12 protein-coding genes are annotated in these 16,471 nt (G+C 39.4%); 10 read left to right on the forward strand and 2 right to left on the reverse strand.

The genetic code is table 11. The annotated features are described in order from the left end of the window. From MED121_RS24435 to MED121_RS15580, 9 genes are all read left to right on the forward strand, one after another. Nucleotides 1–270 (forward strand): hypothetical protein (locus tag MED121_RS24435; RefSeq protein ID WP_009834667.1); only part of this gene is annotated, 270 nt, incomplete at its 5' end. A gap of 578 nt (nucleotides 271–848) precedes the next feature. Beyond that, nucleotides 849–1,949, forward strand: coding sequence for an ABC transporter substrate-binding protein (locus MED121_RS15545; RefSeq protein ID WP_009834668.1), 1,101 nt, complete (start codon nucleotides 849–851; stop codon nucleotides 1,947–1,949). A 79-nt stretch (nucleotides 1,950–2,028) separates the two neighbouring features. Continuing rightward, on the forward strand, nucleotides 2,029–4,218 hold the full coding sequence (locus MED121_RS15550; protein WP_009834669.1) for a diguanylate cyclase: 2,190 nt from the start codon (nucleotides 2,029–2,031) through the stop codon (nucleotides 4,216–4,218). A 104-nt stretch (nucleotides 4,219–4,322) separates the two neighbouring features. Beyond that, nucleotides 4,323–4,772: an SLATT domain-containing protein gene (locus tag MED121_RS15555; RefSeq protein WP_009834670.1), complete on the forward strand. Its 450-nt coding sequence runs from the start codon at nucleotides 4,323–4,325 to the stop codon at nucleotides 4,770–4,772. Nucleotides 4,773–5,012: 240 nt separating this feature from the next. After that, nucleotides 5,013–6,890 (forward strand): propionyl-CoA synthetase, encoded by a 1,878-nt coding sequence (locus MED121_RS15560; protein WP_009834671.1) that lies wholly within the window; start codon nucleotides 5,013–5,015, stop codon nucleotides 6,888–6,890. A gap of 158 nt (nucleotides 6,891–7,048) precedes the next feature. Further along, nucleotides 7,049–8,059 (forward strand): low-specificity L-threonine aldolase, encoded by a 1,011-nt coding sequence (gene ltaE / locus MED121_RS15565; protein WP_009834672.1) that lies wholly within the window; start codon nucleotides 7,049–7,051, stop codon nucleotides 8,057–8,059. 758 nt (nucleotides 8,060–8,817) lie between these two features. Next, nucleotides 8,818–10,152, forward strand: coding sequence for an NCS2 family permease (locus MED121_RS15570; protein WP_009834673.1), 1,335 nt, complete (start codon nucleotides 8,818–8,820; stop codon nucleotides 10,150–10,152). Nucleotides 10,153–10,319: 167 nt separating this feature from the next. After that, entirely contained in the window at nucleotides 10,320–10,769 is a 450-nt protein-coding gene (locus MED121_RS15575) for a YaiI/YqxD family protein (protein ID WP_009834674.1), read from the forward strand. 132 nt (nucleotides 10,770–10,901) lie between these two features. Further along, complete coding sequence (locus MED121_RS15580; RefSeq protein WP_009834675.1) at nucleotides 10,902–12,191, forward strand: NAD(P)/FAD-dependent oxidoreductase; 1,290 nt, start codon at nucleotides 10,902–10,904, stop codon at nucleotides 12,189–12,191. A 162-nt stretch (nucleotides 12,192–12,353) separates the two neighbouring features. Here the strand turns inward: MED121_RS15580 and MED121_RS15585 are convergent, their stop codons facing one another. Beyond that, nucleotides 12,354–14,105: an alpha-glucosidase gene (locus MED121_RS15585; RefSeq protein ID WP_009834676.1), complete on the reverse strand. Its 1,752-nt coding sequence runs from the start codon at nucleotides 14,103–14,105 to the stop codon at nucleotides 12,354–12,356. A 266-nt stretch (nucleotides 14,106–14,371) separates the two neighbouring features. Here MED121_RS15585 and MED121_RS15590 point away from each other — a divergent pair, with 266 nt between their 5' ends. Further along, complete coding sequence (locus tag MED121_RS15590; RefSeq protein ID WP_009834677.1) at nucleotides 14,372–15,526, forward strand: MFS transporter; 1,155 nt, start codon at nucleotides 14,372–14,374, stop codon at nucleotides 15,524–15,526. 52 nt (nucleotides 15,527–15,578) lie between these two features. Here MED121_RS15590 and MED121_RS15595 read toward each other — a convergent pair whose 3' ends face one another. Beyond that, complete coding sequence (locus MED121_RS15595) at nucleotides 15,579–16,469, reverse strand: LysR family transcriptional regulator (protein WP_009834678.1); 891 nt, start codon at nucleotides 16,467–16,469, stop codon at nucleotides 15,579–15,581. Between the last annotated feature and the right edge of the window lie 2 nt (nucleotides 16,470–16,471).

Genomic DNA, 16,471 nt, shown 5'->3' on the forward strand with positions numbered 1-16,471 from the left:
ATACTGCTTGGTTATCGATTTGCTTGGGAATCCGTTTCTTTAATTCCATATTATGGAAAGGCTTATTGGGATTTAACCTCTAAAGAAGGGCAGCTATTTAACCCGGGCGCAGAAGAGGTAAAAGCACTTGATGGTGATAATCGTATTGTCGGCTTAGGGTTAATCGGGCATGTTAGTGACTCTGCTGACCTCAATATAAGCTATAAGGATATTGATGCCGATTTTGGCCACTATGCTGTATTAAGCATGGGGATGAGGTTTGATTTTTAGTTCTAAACCTAAGGAATTTGCGAATAAGTCCTCCCGTCTCAGCGTGTGGATAAAAGCGCCTAGATTTATAGCAAGAGCCGCAACTTAATAGCCACTCTATTAATAAGGCACTTAACGTAAAGATGGTGCTTTTAGAGCACGCCCTTCGGGCCTTTGAAGAATACCTAAACGGCATTTCACGAAAAATAATGCTCTGCGTTGTCGCTTCTTAAAAGGTACCTAGATTACATCAAAGTGATGTCTTGATAGATACTTTTTCTGAAAAAACTGAGAAGAGGTGACTTAATCACAGGTTCCTAAGTCTATAGGTAGCTCATTCATTTCGTTTCCTTTCTTTACTAAACTTTACTTTATTTGCCAATTGGCCATGAAACCTCTAAGCTGAACCTGTATTAATTGAAACCATGTCTTATTCGTTTTAGGGAATATAAAGGCTTTTTAGAAATAAATATCGAATTAACAAAGGGTGATTGTTTATTCAAAATAATAATTAGTAACTAGTTGATTCGCTTATGATAATTTTTAACTATCTGTTCACTTCATTACACAATTCTTTAACAAGACTGGTTCTGTTTTCTTTGTTAATTTCCGCACCTGTTTTGGCTAACACCACAGATCATAAAAATGTTAATGCTAAGTCATATAAAGTGGCAATTTTATACCCTAGAGAAGCCCCTTTCTGGCAAACCTTTATCAACTTAATGCAGGCTGCAGCTGACGATTTAAACATTGAACTGGTTACATTCTGTGCTAAAGGAAATCGCTTCTTAATGAAGCAACAGCTGCTGTCCGTGATACAAGGCAGTAACAAGGTCGATGCAGTTGTATTTAATAATTATAAAGATTCGGGTTCTCAATTCATCAAATTAGCCAATGAGGCTGAAGTCTTCTCCTTTCTTGTTAATAGCGCTATGCCTGAGGCTAAAGCCCAAGAAATGGGCGCCCCTAGGGAACATTATCCATTTTGGTTAGGGCAAATGCATCCAGATGAAAGGGGGGCTAACAAGCGTATTATTGAAAGGTTAATCAGTGATGCTAAGAGTCATAAGCCTAATAGCTTAATCAATGTGGTCGGAGTCAATGGGCCTATCTCTTCAGGTGCGGCTATTATGCGATCCAATGCGTTAACTAACACATTGAAAAATATTGAAAATGTAAAATTAAAACAAATTGTTAATGCCGAAAGTTGGGATGAAGATGAGGCCAGCTTAAAATTTCAAGCCTTGATGAAGCGATATCGCGATATACATGTGGTATGGGCTGGCAGTGCCAGATTAGTGGATGGCATTTTAGAAGGTGAGAAAAGTTTAGGTGTTAAGGCGGGTCAAGACTACTTCACAGGTGGTGTTGGCTTTAAAAAGTCCATGCTTGAAGCGATTGAGTCGAATAGGGTCAGTGCCAGTGCCGGTGGACATTATATCGAAGGGGTTTGGGTGCTTGTACTTTTGCATGACTATTTTAAGGGGATTGATTTTGTTGATCATGGTGTTCAAACCAAAACTAACATGGGCATAGTGACAAAAGAAAATGTAAACCTATACCTTGAAATATTGAGTGATGATAGGTGGAGTGAAGAAAATTTGAGCAAAATTGATTTTAAACAATATTCAAAGTTTTATAACCCGTCACTGGATAAATACAAGTTTGATTTTGACTCGATTTTACTTCAGCTTTATTAAAAAATCGCTTCGATTTAACGGCAAGTTAGGGAATGTAAAAGCGAAGGATTTGATCTTTTTATTATAAGAGTAAGAAAGCATGAACTTAAGATACAAAATATCTTTATCATTGATTTTTACCACTCTGGTACCTGTGTCCCTTATTATCTTCTTTGTGCTTTGGCATGTAACGGATGATGCTGAAAAAAACGCAAAGCAAACCCTGCAAAACTATGTGCAACTCACTGCAAGCAAACTTGCCGATGAGTTTAATGCCAGTATTCGTGAGATTGAGCTTTATGCACAAACTCAGGAAGTGAAAAGCATGGACCCCAATCTCTTTTTACCTTTTTTCTCCCGTGAACTAGAACGTCAATCTGGACGCTATGAAAAACTCTATATTAGTGACAAAGCAGGGCATTTTTATTTACCTTTTTGTGGCAACCCTGCTTTAAATTTTAAATGTACTTTTGATGATACAGACCCTAAATCATTACCAAAGCATCTGAAAGCTAGGGAGTATTGGCAAAAATTAGTCGGTAATAATAAACATGAAAAGGCCATGAGTTACCTTTCGGACCCGGTTATTTCTTATACGACTGAAGTGAAACAACTCATTGTGGCATCCACTGTCTTCGGTTTTGATCAAAAGCTAAAAGGCATGGTGGGGGCCTCTATCGAATGGTCAAGAATTGAGTCATTTCTTGCTAACCTCCAAGCGAATATCTTTGCTCAATACTCTTGGCAAGCCAAAATGATGCTCATAAGTAGGAGTGGTACCTATTGGTATCACTGGGATCCTGAGAAATTAGTGCATTTAAAGCGCGATGAAAATGGGATTATTATAAAAGATGCTGAAGATTTGCCAATATCGGTTTCAACCAACATCTATCAAGCCCCAGAGGCTGAATTACATCAAGCTCATAAGGCCATGTTAGCTAAACAGTCTGGTTACATCGAGTTTAATGCGTCTGATACTAATGAGGACAGTTACTTATTTTACGCACCTATCTCCTCTAGCCAATATTCAATTGCCTTACAGGTATCTGAAAGAGATGTTAATGAAGCCTCATATGAATTGAAACGTTTGTATTTGATGGTGTTTATATTAGCTTTATGTGTCTTTATGATTGCCGCGGTGTTAATTGCAAAGGCGATTACCGACCCTATCAGTCGCCTTGTAGGACAAGCTAATCGGTTAAAACAAGGAAACTATACCTTAGATAAAACCAAAGCCGGCAGTGAGAGTGATGAACTTGGAGAGCTGTCCGAAACCTTTATTCAAATGGCAACTGTCATAGTCGATCGGCAGAAGAGGCTAGAGCAGAGTGAAGAGCGTTTTGAGCTTGCAATGAAAGGGGCCAATGATGGTCTTTGGGATTGGCATTTAGCGGATAACAGCGTGTATTACTCACCTAGATGGAAAAAAATGTTGGGTTATGGTACTGATGAATTAGATTCTCACCCAAGCACTTACTTTAATCTTCTTGATCCGAAGGATCATAAATTCATTCAAAAAGAAATCCAAAAAATACGCTTTTCAGATAAGGATAGTTTTAAGCATAAATTAAGAATGCGTCATAAATCCGGTGGGTATATTCATATTTTAACCCGTGGCATTGTTGTACGTAATGATAAAGGAGAAGCGACTCGCCTTGTTGGTACTCACTTGGATATCAGTGAGCAAACCCATACAGAAGAAAAGATTAAAAAACTCAATGAAGACCTTGAAAAAACGGTAAAAGAAAGGACCTTAAAATTGGAGGTCGCTAATCGACATTTAAATGAGCTGGCGATGAGGGACATGCTTCTAAACATCGGCAATCGAAGGGCTCTGGAAAAGGATTTAAATAAAATTCATCAAGCCTATTTAACCCATAAGACACTTTACTCCATTGTCTTATTTGATGTGGATTACTTTAAGAAATTCAATGATTTTTATGGTCATCAAGCAGGTGATGAGGCTTTGATTCAGGTGGTTGATTGTATCGGAGAGCATTTAAAAAAGGCGGATAAAATCTATCGATATGGTGGTGAAGAGTTTGTTTGCGTATTACCTAATGTGACGCAAGATGAGGCTTTAACTATGGCTAAAAACTTGATTGAAAAAGTGGCTGCACTGACTATTGAGCATCAAGCCAGTCATTATCAACTTGTTACTGTGAGCGCAGGTTGTGCTGAGGTCATGGCACAAGATAAGACGTGGGAACAAGTGGTCAGTCGTAGTGACAAAGCCTTATATAGTGCTAAAGATGCTGGCCGCAATCGAGCGTCTTTGATAATTGAGTAGCCTAGTAGGTGGACAGTTAATTACTTTGATTTCTAATGAAGTAAATTGGGATTGTATTTAACAAAGAGGCTTTGTAATATTTTTGATTTAGGCAGGGATTCGCCATGATAGATGCAAATTTATCCATACTAGAGCAAGACATACAAACTCGAATTACCAAGTTTAAAGGTGTAAGCCAAGTTAATAAGCAAAAAACTCATTTTTTTGTGATGAGTACGGCAATACTCTCCTCTTTAACGACGGTTATGATTGCGTTATCTCAATACGCGAGCACCTATACCATTTACCTGTCTGCGACAGCGCTGCTTATTAGCGCATCTTTAAGCATTTTAACGGCTTGGGATGGGTTATATAACCACAAAAAACTGTGGACCTCTTATGTTACCGCGCTAACTCAGCTCAATGAATTGCAAGCGGATATTCAGCATTTAAAAGCCAATGGTGAAATCGAGCAAGCTATCATCAATTTACTTTACGCGCGTTATAAAGCCATTATTGGTGAAGTCAATGAAAACTGGTTAAAGCTAAGGTCAGAAAGTGAAATGGGAACATAACCTATATGGATATTGAAGCTTTATACTTTGGTCTAAGGTCTTGCTTGTTTGTGTTGAATTTATTGCCTTATGTCAGCAAATAGGGCGTCTATCTTGCTTTGATGCCAGCCTATAGCTTCACGTTAGACTAACGTCGAGTTGTCGAAAATCTGATTAATAACCATGATAACTTTATTGTGATTTGCCCTGTGGCTTATCAATTTATGACATGTTCAAAATTATAATAAAGGAACAGGTATCATGAGTTATGAGAAAGAGTATCAAAAGTCCATTCAAACCCCTGAACTTTTTTGGCAAGAAAAAGCAGATCAACTGGATTGGTTTGAGCCCCCTAGCCGTATACTCGGGTCAGATGAAAATGGCATAGACAGATGGTTTATGGATGGCGTGATGAATACTTGCCACATGGCACTTGATTATCATGTAGAACAAGGTCGCGGTGATCAAATCGCAATTCACTACGATTCTCCTGTTACTGAAACAAAAGAATCTATTTGCTATAAAGATTTACGAGATCAAGTGGCACTGTTTGCGGGTGTGTTAAGAAAGCAAGGGGTAAAAAAAGGCGATAGAGTGCTTATCTATATGCCTATGATTCCACAAGCCTGTATTGCTATGTTGGCTTGTGCACGGCTAGGCGCCGTTCATTCTGTGGTATTTGGCGGTTTTGCTGCCCACGAGTTAGCCATTCGTATTGAAGATGCCACACCAGATGTCATTGTCTCAGCAAGTTGTGGTATCGAAGTGAATCGTGTAATTGATTATAAGGCATTGCTTGATAAAGCCGTTGAGCTTGCGAGTCATAAAATCAAACATGCGATTATTTGGCAACGACCAGAGTCATTGGCAAACCTAATAGAAGGCAGAGATATCGATTGGCAATTAGCTTTGCAAACCGCACAAGCAGCCGATTGTGTTCCGGTATTATCAACAGACCCGCTTTATATTCTTTATACCTCAGGTACGACAGGCCGTCCAAAAGGGGTTGTTAGAGACAATGGATCCCATGCTGTTGCAATGAAATATTCCATGAAAGCCATTTATAATATGGATCCAGGTGACGTCTTTTGGGCGGCTTCTGATGTAGGTTGGGTCGTTGGACATTCTTATATTGTTTATGCTCCCTTGTTACAGGGGTTAACGACCGTCCTTTATGAAGGTAAACCAATCGGCACCCCAGATGCGGGTGCATTTTGGCGGGTATGTGAAGAGTATGGTGTAAAAGCGCTATTTTCTGCTCCGACTGCTTTTAGAGCCATCAAGAAAGCGGACCCTGAATCTGTTTGTTTAAAACCTTATAGGCTGAATAAGCTTGAAACTGTCTTTATGGCGGGTGAAAGGCTGGATCCGGCTACCTATCATTGGGTGAAAGACCTATTAAATGTACCCGTTATTGACCATTGGTGGCAGACGGAAACCGGTTGGGCGATTTGCGGTAATTTGATGGGGATTGAAGCAAAAGAACCAAAGCCTGGCTCTTCAACCTTACCAAGCCCTGGTTTTAATGTGAAAATCCTAGATGATGAAGGCAATGAAGTAGGGCCAAATGTACAGGGAAATGTGGCATTGAAGTTACCTTTACCGCCGAGTTGTTTAGCAACCATTTGGGGAAATCATGACAGATTCAAAGACGGGTACCTAAAGACATTCGAAGGTTATTATACCAGTGGAGATGGTGGGTATATTGATGAAGAAGGCTATGTCTTTATCATGGGGCGTACAGATGACATTATTAATGTTGCAGGGCATAGACTAAGCACAGGTGAAATGGAAGAGGTGATTGCCTCTCACCCTGATGTCGCTGAATGTGCTGTCATTGGTGTTAAGTGTGATATTAAAGGGCAAAAACCACTGGGTTTAGTTTTGCTTAAAGATGGCGTAAATAAAAATGAAAGCCAGTTAGAATCAGAGATAATCTCAAATATTCGTAGTGAAATTGGTGCGGTTGCGAGTTTTAAAGAAGCCAAAGTCGTACAAAGATTACCTAAAACACGAAGTGGTAAGATTCTAAGAAAACTCATTAGGCAAATAGCGGATGGTGAAGAGTACAATGTTCCATCAACGATAGATGATCCTGCAAGTTTATCTGAAATTGAAAGTGTACTTTGTGCTCGATAGAGGCTTAGGTTAAATCAAAATGCTTATAGTAAAGCGCTATAAGCATTTTTTTTGCGCCTGATTTATCGTCTAGCATTCATTAAAGGGATCTTTTATATTGAATGCCAAATGTTAGAAAGATGTCAGCCAACCTCACAATGTAAAATACAGGGATTTAAATGATTGATTTACGCTCAGATACAGTAACCAAACCAACTCAAGCCATGTTAGATACTATGTTTAGCGCTCAAGTTGGTGATGATGTCTATGGTGATGATCCAAGTGTTAACGAATTAGAGTCTTGGGCTGCAAAACGTCATGGCTTTGAAAACGCTATTTTTTGTAGCTCAGGTACTCAGGCGAATTTACTGGCTTTAATGGCACATTGTGAGAGAGGGGATGAGTATCTTTGTGGTCAGCAAGCCCATAATTATAAATTTGAAGGGGGCGGTGCTGCTGTTTTAGGTTCAATTCAACCCCAACCCATCGAAAATGAGTTAGATGGCACCCTTTGTTTTAAGAAATTGAAAGCGGCAATTAAGCCTGATGATTCTCATTTTGCGAGAACTCGCTTATTAAGCTTAGAAAATACCATTAATGGTAAAGTGATTCCGCTAACTTATATTCAACAAGCACGTCAATTTGCCAATGAAAACGCATTAGCACTTCACCTTGATGGTGCAAGGGTCTATAACGCAAGCACGGCGTTAGACATAGATATCAAAGAGATAACCCAATGTTTTGATTCAGTTTCTATTTGTTTATCTAAAGGCTTAGGTGCACCGATTGGCTCCTTGTTATTAGGCAATAAGCGGCTTATTAATAAAGCGAGGCGTTGGCGTAAAGTGCTTGGAGGAGGGATGCGCCAGGCTGGGTTCCTAGCTTCGGCAGGCTTGTACGCCCTTCAATACAATGTCACTAGATTAAAAGAGGATCATGATAATGCCTGTTATCTCGCTGAATCTCTCAATCATTTAGCCGCTTTCAAACTTAACCCTGATTTTGTGGAAACCAACATAGTGTTCGCTAAGTTAGACGATGATGTTGATCAGGAAAAGCTTGTGGCGTACTTGAAACAAAATGGCATTCTTGTGAGCAAAGGTCAGCCAATGCGTTTTGTGACACATAATGGCATTAGTCGACAAGATATCACTCGTTTGATTGATCAATTAAAGCAATACTTTACATAATTCAAACCACCTTATAAAAGGGGAATCTGCTTAGGTTTCCCTTTCACTTCTGGTTCGACCATTAGATTCAAATAGTTCAAATATTGCTCATTCTGAAATTTGATTCATATTACAAAAACGGCTTGCTATGAACATATGTTCAATGAAGTTGGTCCATTCTGCAGCACAATTTTTTCATGTTAATAAATTTGAGAACTAATTATTAAGAATCAATTTTTTTTTGTGAAATTAGCTTTAACCTGCTGATTTAATTGACTTAAATTTAGGTTTTAAATATCGACCTTAATACAAGAGACATCATTGAACTGATGTTATAGCAACCTTGATAAAGTTTAATTAAGCCAATTAAATGTGCAAGAAATTAGTAAATATCTACCACCTTATGAAAAAATAATCACGAAAAACCTTATTGTGAAATTTATTTTGCTTATGGGGCTATGATGTGTCAGTTTGACAATGTATCCTGATCTCATTGTTTCAATATTATGAAAAATGAAATTTAGTTGTTAGTTATGTTTTCTTTGAATATTAAAAGCCTAACTGGATAACGCACTATTTCTAATCGTAATTGAGAAGTGAAGAACCAAACTCCTTGTCTGAATCCTTTTGAACCTTGAGTTTGAAGCATATATGAGGCTGCTACGCACCTTAATAAAAATAAAATGATTAACCTAGCTACCAGATTGGTTTAATTGGATATCAAGCACGTCAGAGGCTGAATCCATGCCAAATATGTTCATTTAAGAGGACTGTTCGTTATGATCAGCAGCAATTCCGAAGCCAATTCAATTCCTTCAAATTTTTTGGAGCGTATCTTTAAACTCAAACAACATGGCTCTAATGTTAAAAATGAAATGATTGGTGGCATCACCACATTTGCAACTATGGCCTACATTATTTTCGTCAATCCAAGCATTATGGCTGCTTCAGGCATGGATCATGGTGCTGTATTTGTTGCCACATGTATCGGTGCTGCGATTGGTTGTTTATTAATGGGGTTGTTTGCTAATTGGCCTGTTGGTTTAGCGCCTGGTATGGGATTAAATGCTTTTTTTGCTTTTACCGTTGTTGGTGAGATGGGTTATAGCTGGGAGGTGGCTTTAGGCGCAGTGTTTCTCTCAGGTGTCATTTTTGTGGCGATGAGCTTTTATAGGGTAAGGGAATGGATTATTGAAAGTATTCCTCAAAGCTTGCGTTATGCCATGACCGCTGGGGTTGGCTTGTTTTTAGGCTTGATTGGTCTTAAAGGGGCAGGCATTGTTGTTGATAACCCTGCAACCTTAATTTCAATGGGTGACTTTACCCAACCCAGTGCATTATTAGCGGGTGTTTGCTTTCTTATCATAGCCGCTTTGAGCGAACGTAAGGTATTTGGTGCAGTATTAATTGGTATCATTAGTGTCACATTAGTTGGTCTTGGTTTAGGGATTGTTGAATATCAAGGTATCTTTTCTGCACCACCAAGTATTGCCCCCACGTTTATGGCTATGGATATTATGGGCGCATTAAATATTTCCATGGTAAGCGTTATTTTAGCCTTCTTATTTGTCAATATGTTTGATACAGCAGGCACCTTAATGGGAGTGGCTGATAGAGCAAATTTGATTGACCCGAAAACAAATAAAATTGAAGGTTTGAGTAAAGCCCTTAAAGCAGATAGTGTCGCCAGTGTTGCTGGTGCATGTGTCGGATGTCCGCCTGTGACGAGTTATCTAGAAAGTGCTGCTGGTGTTGCGGCTGGTGGACGTACAGGGCTTTCAGCGATAGTGATTGGTGCTTTATTTGTTTTGGCCATCTTCTTATCACCCCTTGCTGCTATGATTCCTGCTTATGCGACAGCAGGCGCTCTGATTTATGTTGCCTTTGTTATGATCAGCAGTTTACAGCATGTAAATTGGCGTGATTTTACTGACTCTGCTCCAGCGGCAATTACGGCATTTATGATGCCGTTTACCTTCTCAATTGCTAATGGTATCGCTTTAGGCTTTATTACTTTTACCGTCCTTAAAATTGCAACGGGTAAATCTAAAGAGGTGTCCCTATGCATGTATACCTTAACGTTAATATTTGTGGCTAAGCTGATGTTTCTTTAATAAATAGGGTAATCCAAATTAATGAAAAGCCCCTTTAACTAAGTTAAAGGGGCTTTTTTCTATTAATTCTCAAGTAAATGGGTAAAAAGCGCTTATTTAAACAAGTGTTAGATTGTTTCGCTTCTTCATATCCTGAATAATAACCTTAATATTTTAAAGGGTTAGATATGAAAATATGGGTAGACGCGGACGCTTGTCCTAATGTAATAAAAAACATCCTTTTTAAAGCATCAGAACGTACAAAGGTTGTGTGTATTCTGGTGGCTAATCAAAAAATTAATACACCTCCTTCTGCTTTTATCTCAAGTCGTCAAGTGAGCCAAGGTTTTGATGTGGCTGATGATTACATAGTGCAAAATATTGAAGCTGGAGATCTTGCGATTACGGCAGATATTCCTTTAGCGGCAGAGATTATTGATAAGCAGGCAATTGCTATCAATCCTCGGGGAGAAATTTACACTAAAGAGAACATTAAGCAGAGATTAGCCATGCGTGATTTTATGGAGTCCATGAGGAGCTCAGGTATTCAATCCGGGGGCCCATCTGCATTTAATCAGCAAGATAGGATGGCATTTGCTAATTCTCTTGATAAGTTATTGGCCAATAAAGTTAAATAAATATCATGGATGGTCTTAAAATGGTTATGATCATCCGCTATATCAAGATAGCAACAAGAAAATTCAGCTAATGGCTTTTAGAAGCTAATTCAAAATAAAAAGTCATTTGCTGAATTTTATTGAGGATGAGTTATGAAACGTATTTTAGTGGTCGGCGGGGGCGCCGGAGGACTTGAGCTAGTTACCAAGCTAGGTCATAAGTTTGGCAAAGCCAAGCAAGCAGAGATTGTGCTGGTTGATCGAAGTCGTACTCATATTTGGAAACCTTTATTACATGAGGTTGCGACAGGGTCTTTAAATATTGATACAGATGGCATCAGTTATCGAGCACATTCCGCTAAACACTATTATCAATTCCAACTAGGTTGCATGAATGGAATGAATGCAGCTGAGAAGTATATCGAGCTCGATGCGCTGTTAGATGAAGATGGCCAAGAACTGCTACCTCAAAGAAAGCTTCAATATGATATTTTAGTCTTAGCGGTGGGCAGTGTGAGTAATGACTTTGGTACGCAAGGGGTTGCTGAAAACTGCTTTTTCTTAGACTCACACCGTCAAGCTGAACGCTTTCAACAAGCCCTATTAAATCAATTCCTACGTATTCAACAAGGTGATGGACAAGATAACTTAAAACTTTCCATTGTGGGTGGTGGTGCGACTGGGGTCGAACTATCGGCTGAGTTATATCATGTTGCTGATTTGCTTAAAGCTTATGGCATGCCTTCTGTCTCTGCTAAACGTCTTGAGGTTGAATTAATCGAAGCGGGGAGCCGTATTTTACCTGCATTGCCTGACCGTATCGCCAATAGTGCTAGATCTGAACTATCACGTTTAGGGGTGAAAGTATCTGAATCCAAACGTGTTATACGGGCCGAGAAGCAGGGTTTTATTTCTGCTGATGACAATCTTATTGAGGCGGATATGATGATCTGGGCAGCTGGGGTAAAAGCGCCAGACTTTATTTCTAAAATAGAAGGTTTTGAAACGAATCGAAATAATCAGATTGTGGTCTTACCCAGTTTACAGACTAAATCAAATGACAATGTTTATGTCATTGGTGATTGTTGTGCCTGCATTCAACCTGATGGTAGCTTTGTGCCACCAAGGGCTCAATCAGCTCACCAGATGGCAAGTTTAGTCTTTAAAAATATTCAAGCCAGCTTTCGTGGCGAACCTTTGTCTGAGTACTTGTATAAAGATCATGGCTCTTTAGTCAATTTGAGTCGTTATAGTACAGTAGGAAGCTTGATGGGAAACCTAACGGCAGGTTCTATGTTTGTTGAAGGACGTATTGCCCGATTAGTGTATGTTTCTCTCTATCGCTTACACCTAATTGCTATTCATGGTTGGCTAAAGGCGATGGTCATTATGGCCGCCCAAAAGATCGGCAAAGTGGTTAAGCCAAAAATGAAATTGCATTAACATAAAAAGCATACTAAAAAGCCAGCCTAACGAGAATGAGTTGGACTGGCTTTTATGCTTATAGAAACTTCCTGCAGATTTTGTTTACTCTCATCCTTTTATCAAATCACATTTATACAGGTTACTCCTAGTTAGTTGCTCATAGTTAAATAGAGGAGACAGTTAAATAGAGGCGACTTCTTTCAATATTTTATCTTCACTTTCTGTGCTGTTACTGCAATTGATTTTAATACACTCTTTTTGGCGGTTGTATCGGTTTGATTGAGCATGATCATTATTTACCTTTGCAATGACAATACTGTAAGGGGGCAATGTAATTACACCACCGTGTGCATTGACGGACGTTTTAAAACTGCCTGTGATGAGTGATTTTGCTGTGGCAAGCGGCGTAATATCAAAGTTGATAGCAAATTCAGATTCGTCAGCAGAGGTATTAAGGGAAATTAAGGATTCTTGATTAGGTAAATTACGTATAAAGACAAGATGCTGATTATCGCTGTATATAAATTGAATTGAGCCGGAAATAAGTTCAGCATGCTCTTTTCTTAAATGCAGAAATGCCTGATAGGCTTTAAGGGTAGAGTTTTCATTGTTAGTTTGTTCAGCCACATTTTGTGATAGATGGTCTAAAGCAACAGGTAGCCAAGGTGCTGCCTTAGAAAATCCTGCATTTAATGTATTCTCCCAAGGCATAGGCGTTCGACAGCCATCACGACCTTTAAATTCAGGCCAAAAAGCAATGCCGAATGGGTCAACTAATTGATCGAAGGTTAATTCTGCTTCTCTCAAGCCCAACTCTTCTCCTTGGTAAAGGCAAATGCTTCCTCTTAAGCACAATAGCATCACCATAAACACTTTAGCTTGTTCATGATTACTCTTTTCTTGACCCCAACGACTGGCAACACGTTCTACATCATGATTACCGATTGACCAGCAAGGCCAGCCATCTCCTAGGGCATCTTCAATGGTGTCGATTGTTTTTCTAACATGTTCCATCGAATTATCTTTGGTTAAGAGGTCAAAGGAGTAACACATATGTAGCTTGTCATCACCTTGAGTGTATTGAGCCATGGTTTTTAGGGAAAAATCGCAGCCCACTTCACCTACTGTCGTTGTGCCTGGGTATTGGTCAAGTAACGATCGTAACTTTTGTAAAAATGAGATATTAATCTCTTGGGATTTATCGTACAGGTGTAACTGATATGCATAAGGGTTGTCTGGCCGTATGCCAATTCCTCCTTCTTCAATATCTTCCCTAGGGGGATTATTCCTAAGTGCTAAATCGTGATAGTAAAAATTAGCTGTGTCTAATCTAAAGCCGTCCACGCCACGTTTAAGCCAGAATTCAACAGTATCCAGAAGTGCATCAACAACATCAGGGTTATGGAAGTTCAAATCTGGCTGACTGTCTAAGAAGTTGTGTAAGTAATATTGCTTACGACGGCTATCCCAATGCCAAGCAGGACCACCAAAAACAGACAGCCAATTGTTTGGCACGCTACCATCAGGTTTAGGGTCTTGCCATACATACCAATCATGCTTGTTATTGGTTTTATTTTGACGAGATTCTTTAAACCATAAGTGCTCATCTGAGCTGTGATTAAGCACCTGATCTATGATGATTTTAAGTCCTAAGCTATGCGCTTTTTGAATAAGGGTATCAAAATCAGAAAGGCTGCCAAACATAGGGTCAACATCACAATAATCACTGACGTCGTAGCCGAAATCCTTCATGGGTGAGGTAAAAAATGGCGATAGCCAAATGGCGTCAACGCCTAATGACGCGATATAGTCGAGCTTTTGAGTAACTCCTGGCAAGTCTCCAATGCCATCATTGTTTGAATCGTAAAAACTGCGAGGATAAACCTGATAGATAACACATCCACGCCACCATTCATTGTTAAGTGTGTCCATGTTTGACTCCCTGAAGAATGATTCTGTTTAATCTATGATGAGGCTGAGAAAAGACGACTTAATTACAGCTTCTCAAACCTAATGCTTTATTAATTTTTACTTAAAGGGACTTTCTGTACATTAAATTATCACTATTAGGCATTATTACTATGATTAGATTAGTTGTCATCAATAGTATGGGGTAAAATAGGTGATTCGATCACCTTGTACCTGTATCAAGCATTATCAAACTGATGCTCGATTGCCTCTCTGTTTGGAAGTAGATTATGTTTTCTGTGCGTTCTCGTCATATTGCTTGGCCCTTATTTAATTTCTATTTCTTTTTTTGCGCCATGATAGGGGTGTTCATGCCCTATATGTCTGTTTACTTTAAATCCATTGGGTTTAATGGGACTCAAACAGGGCAATTATTAGCTTTAGTGACCTTATCTACCATAGTGGCACCTCATTTTTGGGGATGGCTAACGAACCGAATGGGCTTGCCTAAACGCGCTTTACAGATCGCCGTGATTGGTGCGTGTTTAATGGCATTGATGATGAATTTTGTAAGCAGCTACTCAGGCTTTTGGTGGGTGATGTTGTTTTATGCCATTTTCTTTTCTGCCTTGACCCCCTTAAGCGACACCTTAACCCTGCGAAGTATTCGAAATTTAAATGTTCCCTACACTCGTATTCGCGTCGGTGGATCCATTGGCTTTATTTTTGCGGTTACCTTAGCAGGGTATTTGATTGAGTCTTATGGCCCCAAAGTGATATTGCCAAGCGTGACGGCTTTCTTGGCTATTGCGGTACTCACCAGTTTCTATATTTTTGAGCAGCCTATTGATACGAGTGTGAAGAAAGGCAAAGGGGATTTTCTTAACCTCATTAAAGATCGTGAAGTAATATTTTTCTTACTGCTCGCATTCCTTTCCTTTATGGCTCATGCACCTTTTAATGTCTTTTTTGCGGTTCACTTAACGAATGCGGGATTTAGTGGTGATCAAGTTGGATTATTGATCGCTTTTGGTGTGCTGGTTGAGATCTTTGTCTTTCTCTTTTTAGGTAATCTTTTTACTCGCTTTAATGTGGTTTACCTCATCGCATTTTGTTTTCTATGCGGTGTTGCGCGCTGGTCTTTAATTGCATGGTATGCAGACAGTGTTTGGATCGCACTTTTTACTCAGTTATTGCATTGTATTACCTTTGCAACATTTCATATGGTATCTATCGCCCAAATTAACCGTCTTTTCCCTGAGCAATTTGCTGCCCAAGGACAGGCTATGTACAGTGGCTTTGCTATTGGTTTAGGTGGGGGTGTTGGTATGGTAGGGGCCGGCTATCTTTGGGACTGGTTTGGTGGTCAATGGACCTTTACCGCCGCATCCATTGTCAGTGTTCTTGCTTTAGTGATTTTGATCTTAAGTCAAAAAAGTCGTTAGTGATAATATTTAAGCTAATAAGCTGACGTTTTACTAGGGCAGTAATATCCGCTCAAGTTAGAATTTCAGCTTTTAGTAAACTTATCATAGCCTCTGCACTTCGGCTTAAAGTACGTTGTTTGTGATAAATGATGCCTAAACGCCTTTCAAGAATTAAGTCCTGTGCCGCTAAAACCTTATGATTCTGATTAACCAATGTTGAGGGTAATAGGGACCAACCCCAGCCTATGGAAACTAACATAGTGAGCGTATCAAAATTATTGGTACTCATGCGGACATTTGGCTTTAAGCCTTGACTGCCAAGTACTTTATCAACCATTTGCCGGGTAAAGGTATTTTTATCTGGCAGTACGCAGGGCAAAGTGGCCAGCGCCTTAATATCAACTTCTTGCGTGTTGGCTGATGCTGTTATTGCCAGCTCATGTTCCTCTCCAACTACTAGCATCAGTGGGTCTGACCAGATTGGAATGGATTCGATCATGGGATTCTCTTCATTAGAAAGGGTAATCACCGCAACTTCTGCCTCACCTTTTAATACTTGTTGATAAGCATCTTCTGATTGAGTGAAATCAATTTCAATTAATACATTTGGAAAGTCACTTTGATATTGCTTCAGGGCTTTTGGCAAACGGTGTAAACCTATGTGATGACTGGTGGCCATTTTAAGCTCACCTGATAGCTCTTCATCTTGGGTGGTTAAGCTACGTTTTATATCTTTGATCTCGGTTGTGATTTGTTTTGCTTTTGGTAATAATTGATGGCCTGCTTCTGTTAGTTGTATTTGTCTTCCAATACGATCAAAAAGTTTTAGTTCCAAACTTGATTCTAGGGCCGCTATGCGTTTACTCACTGCTGGCTGAGTCACAAAAAGTTGTTCGGCCGCATCTGAGAATGAAGCCGTTTCAGCGACCTTAATAAAGGTGAGCAACTCTGATATTTCCATTG

It is taken from the genome of Marinomonas sp. MED121 (assembly GCF_000153025.1).
In the GTDB taxonomy this organism is placed as follows: domain Bacteria; phylum Pseudomonadota; class Gammaproteobacteria; order Pseudomonadales; family Marinomonadaceae; genus Marinomonas.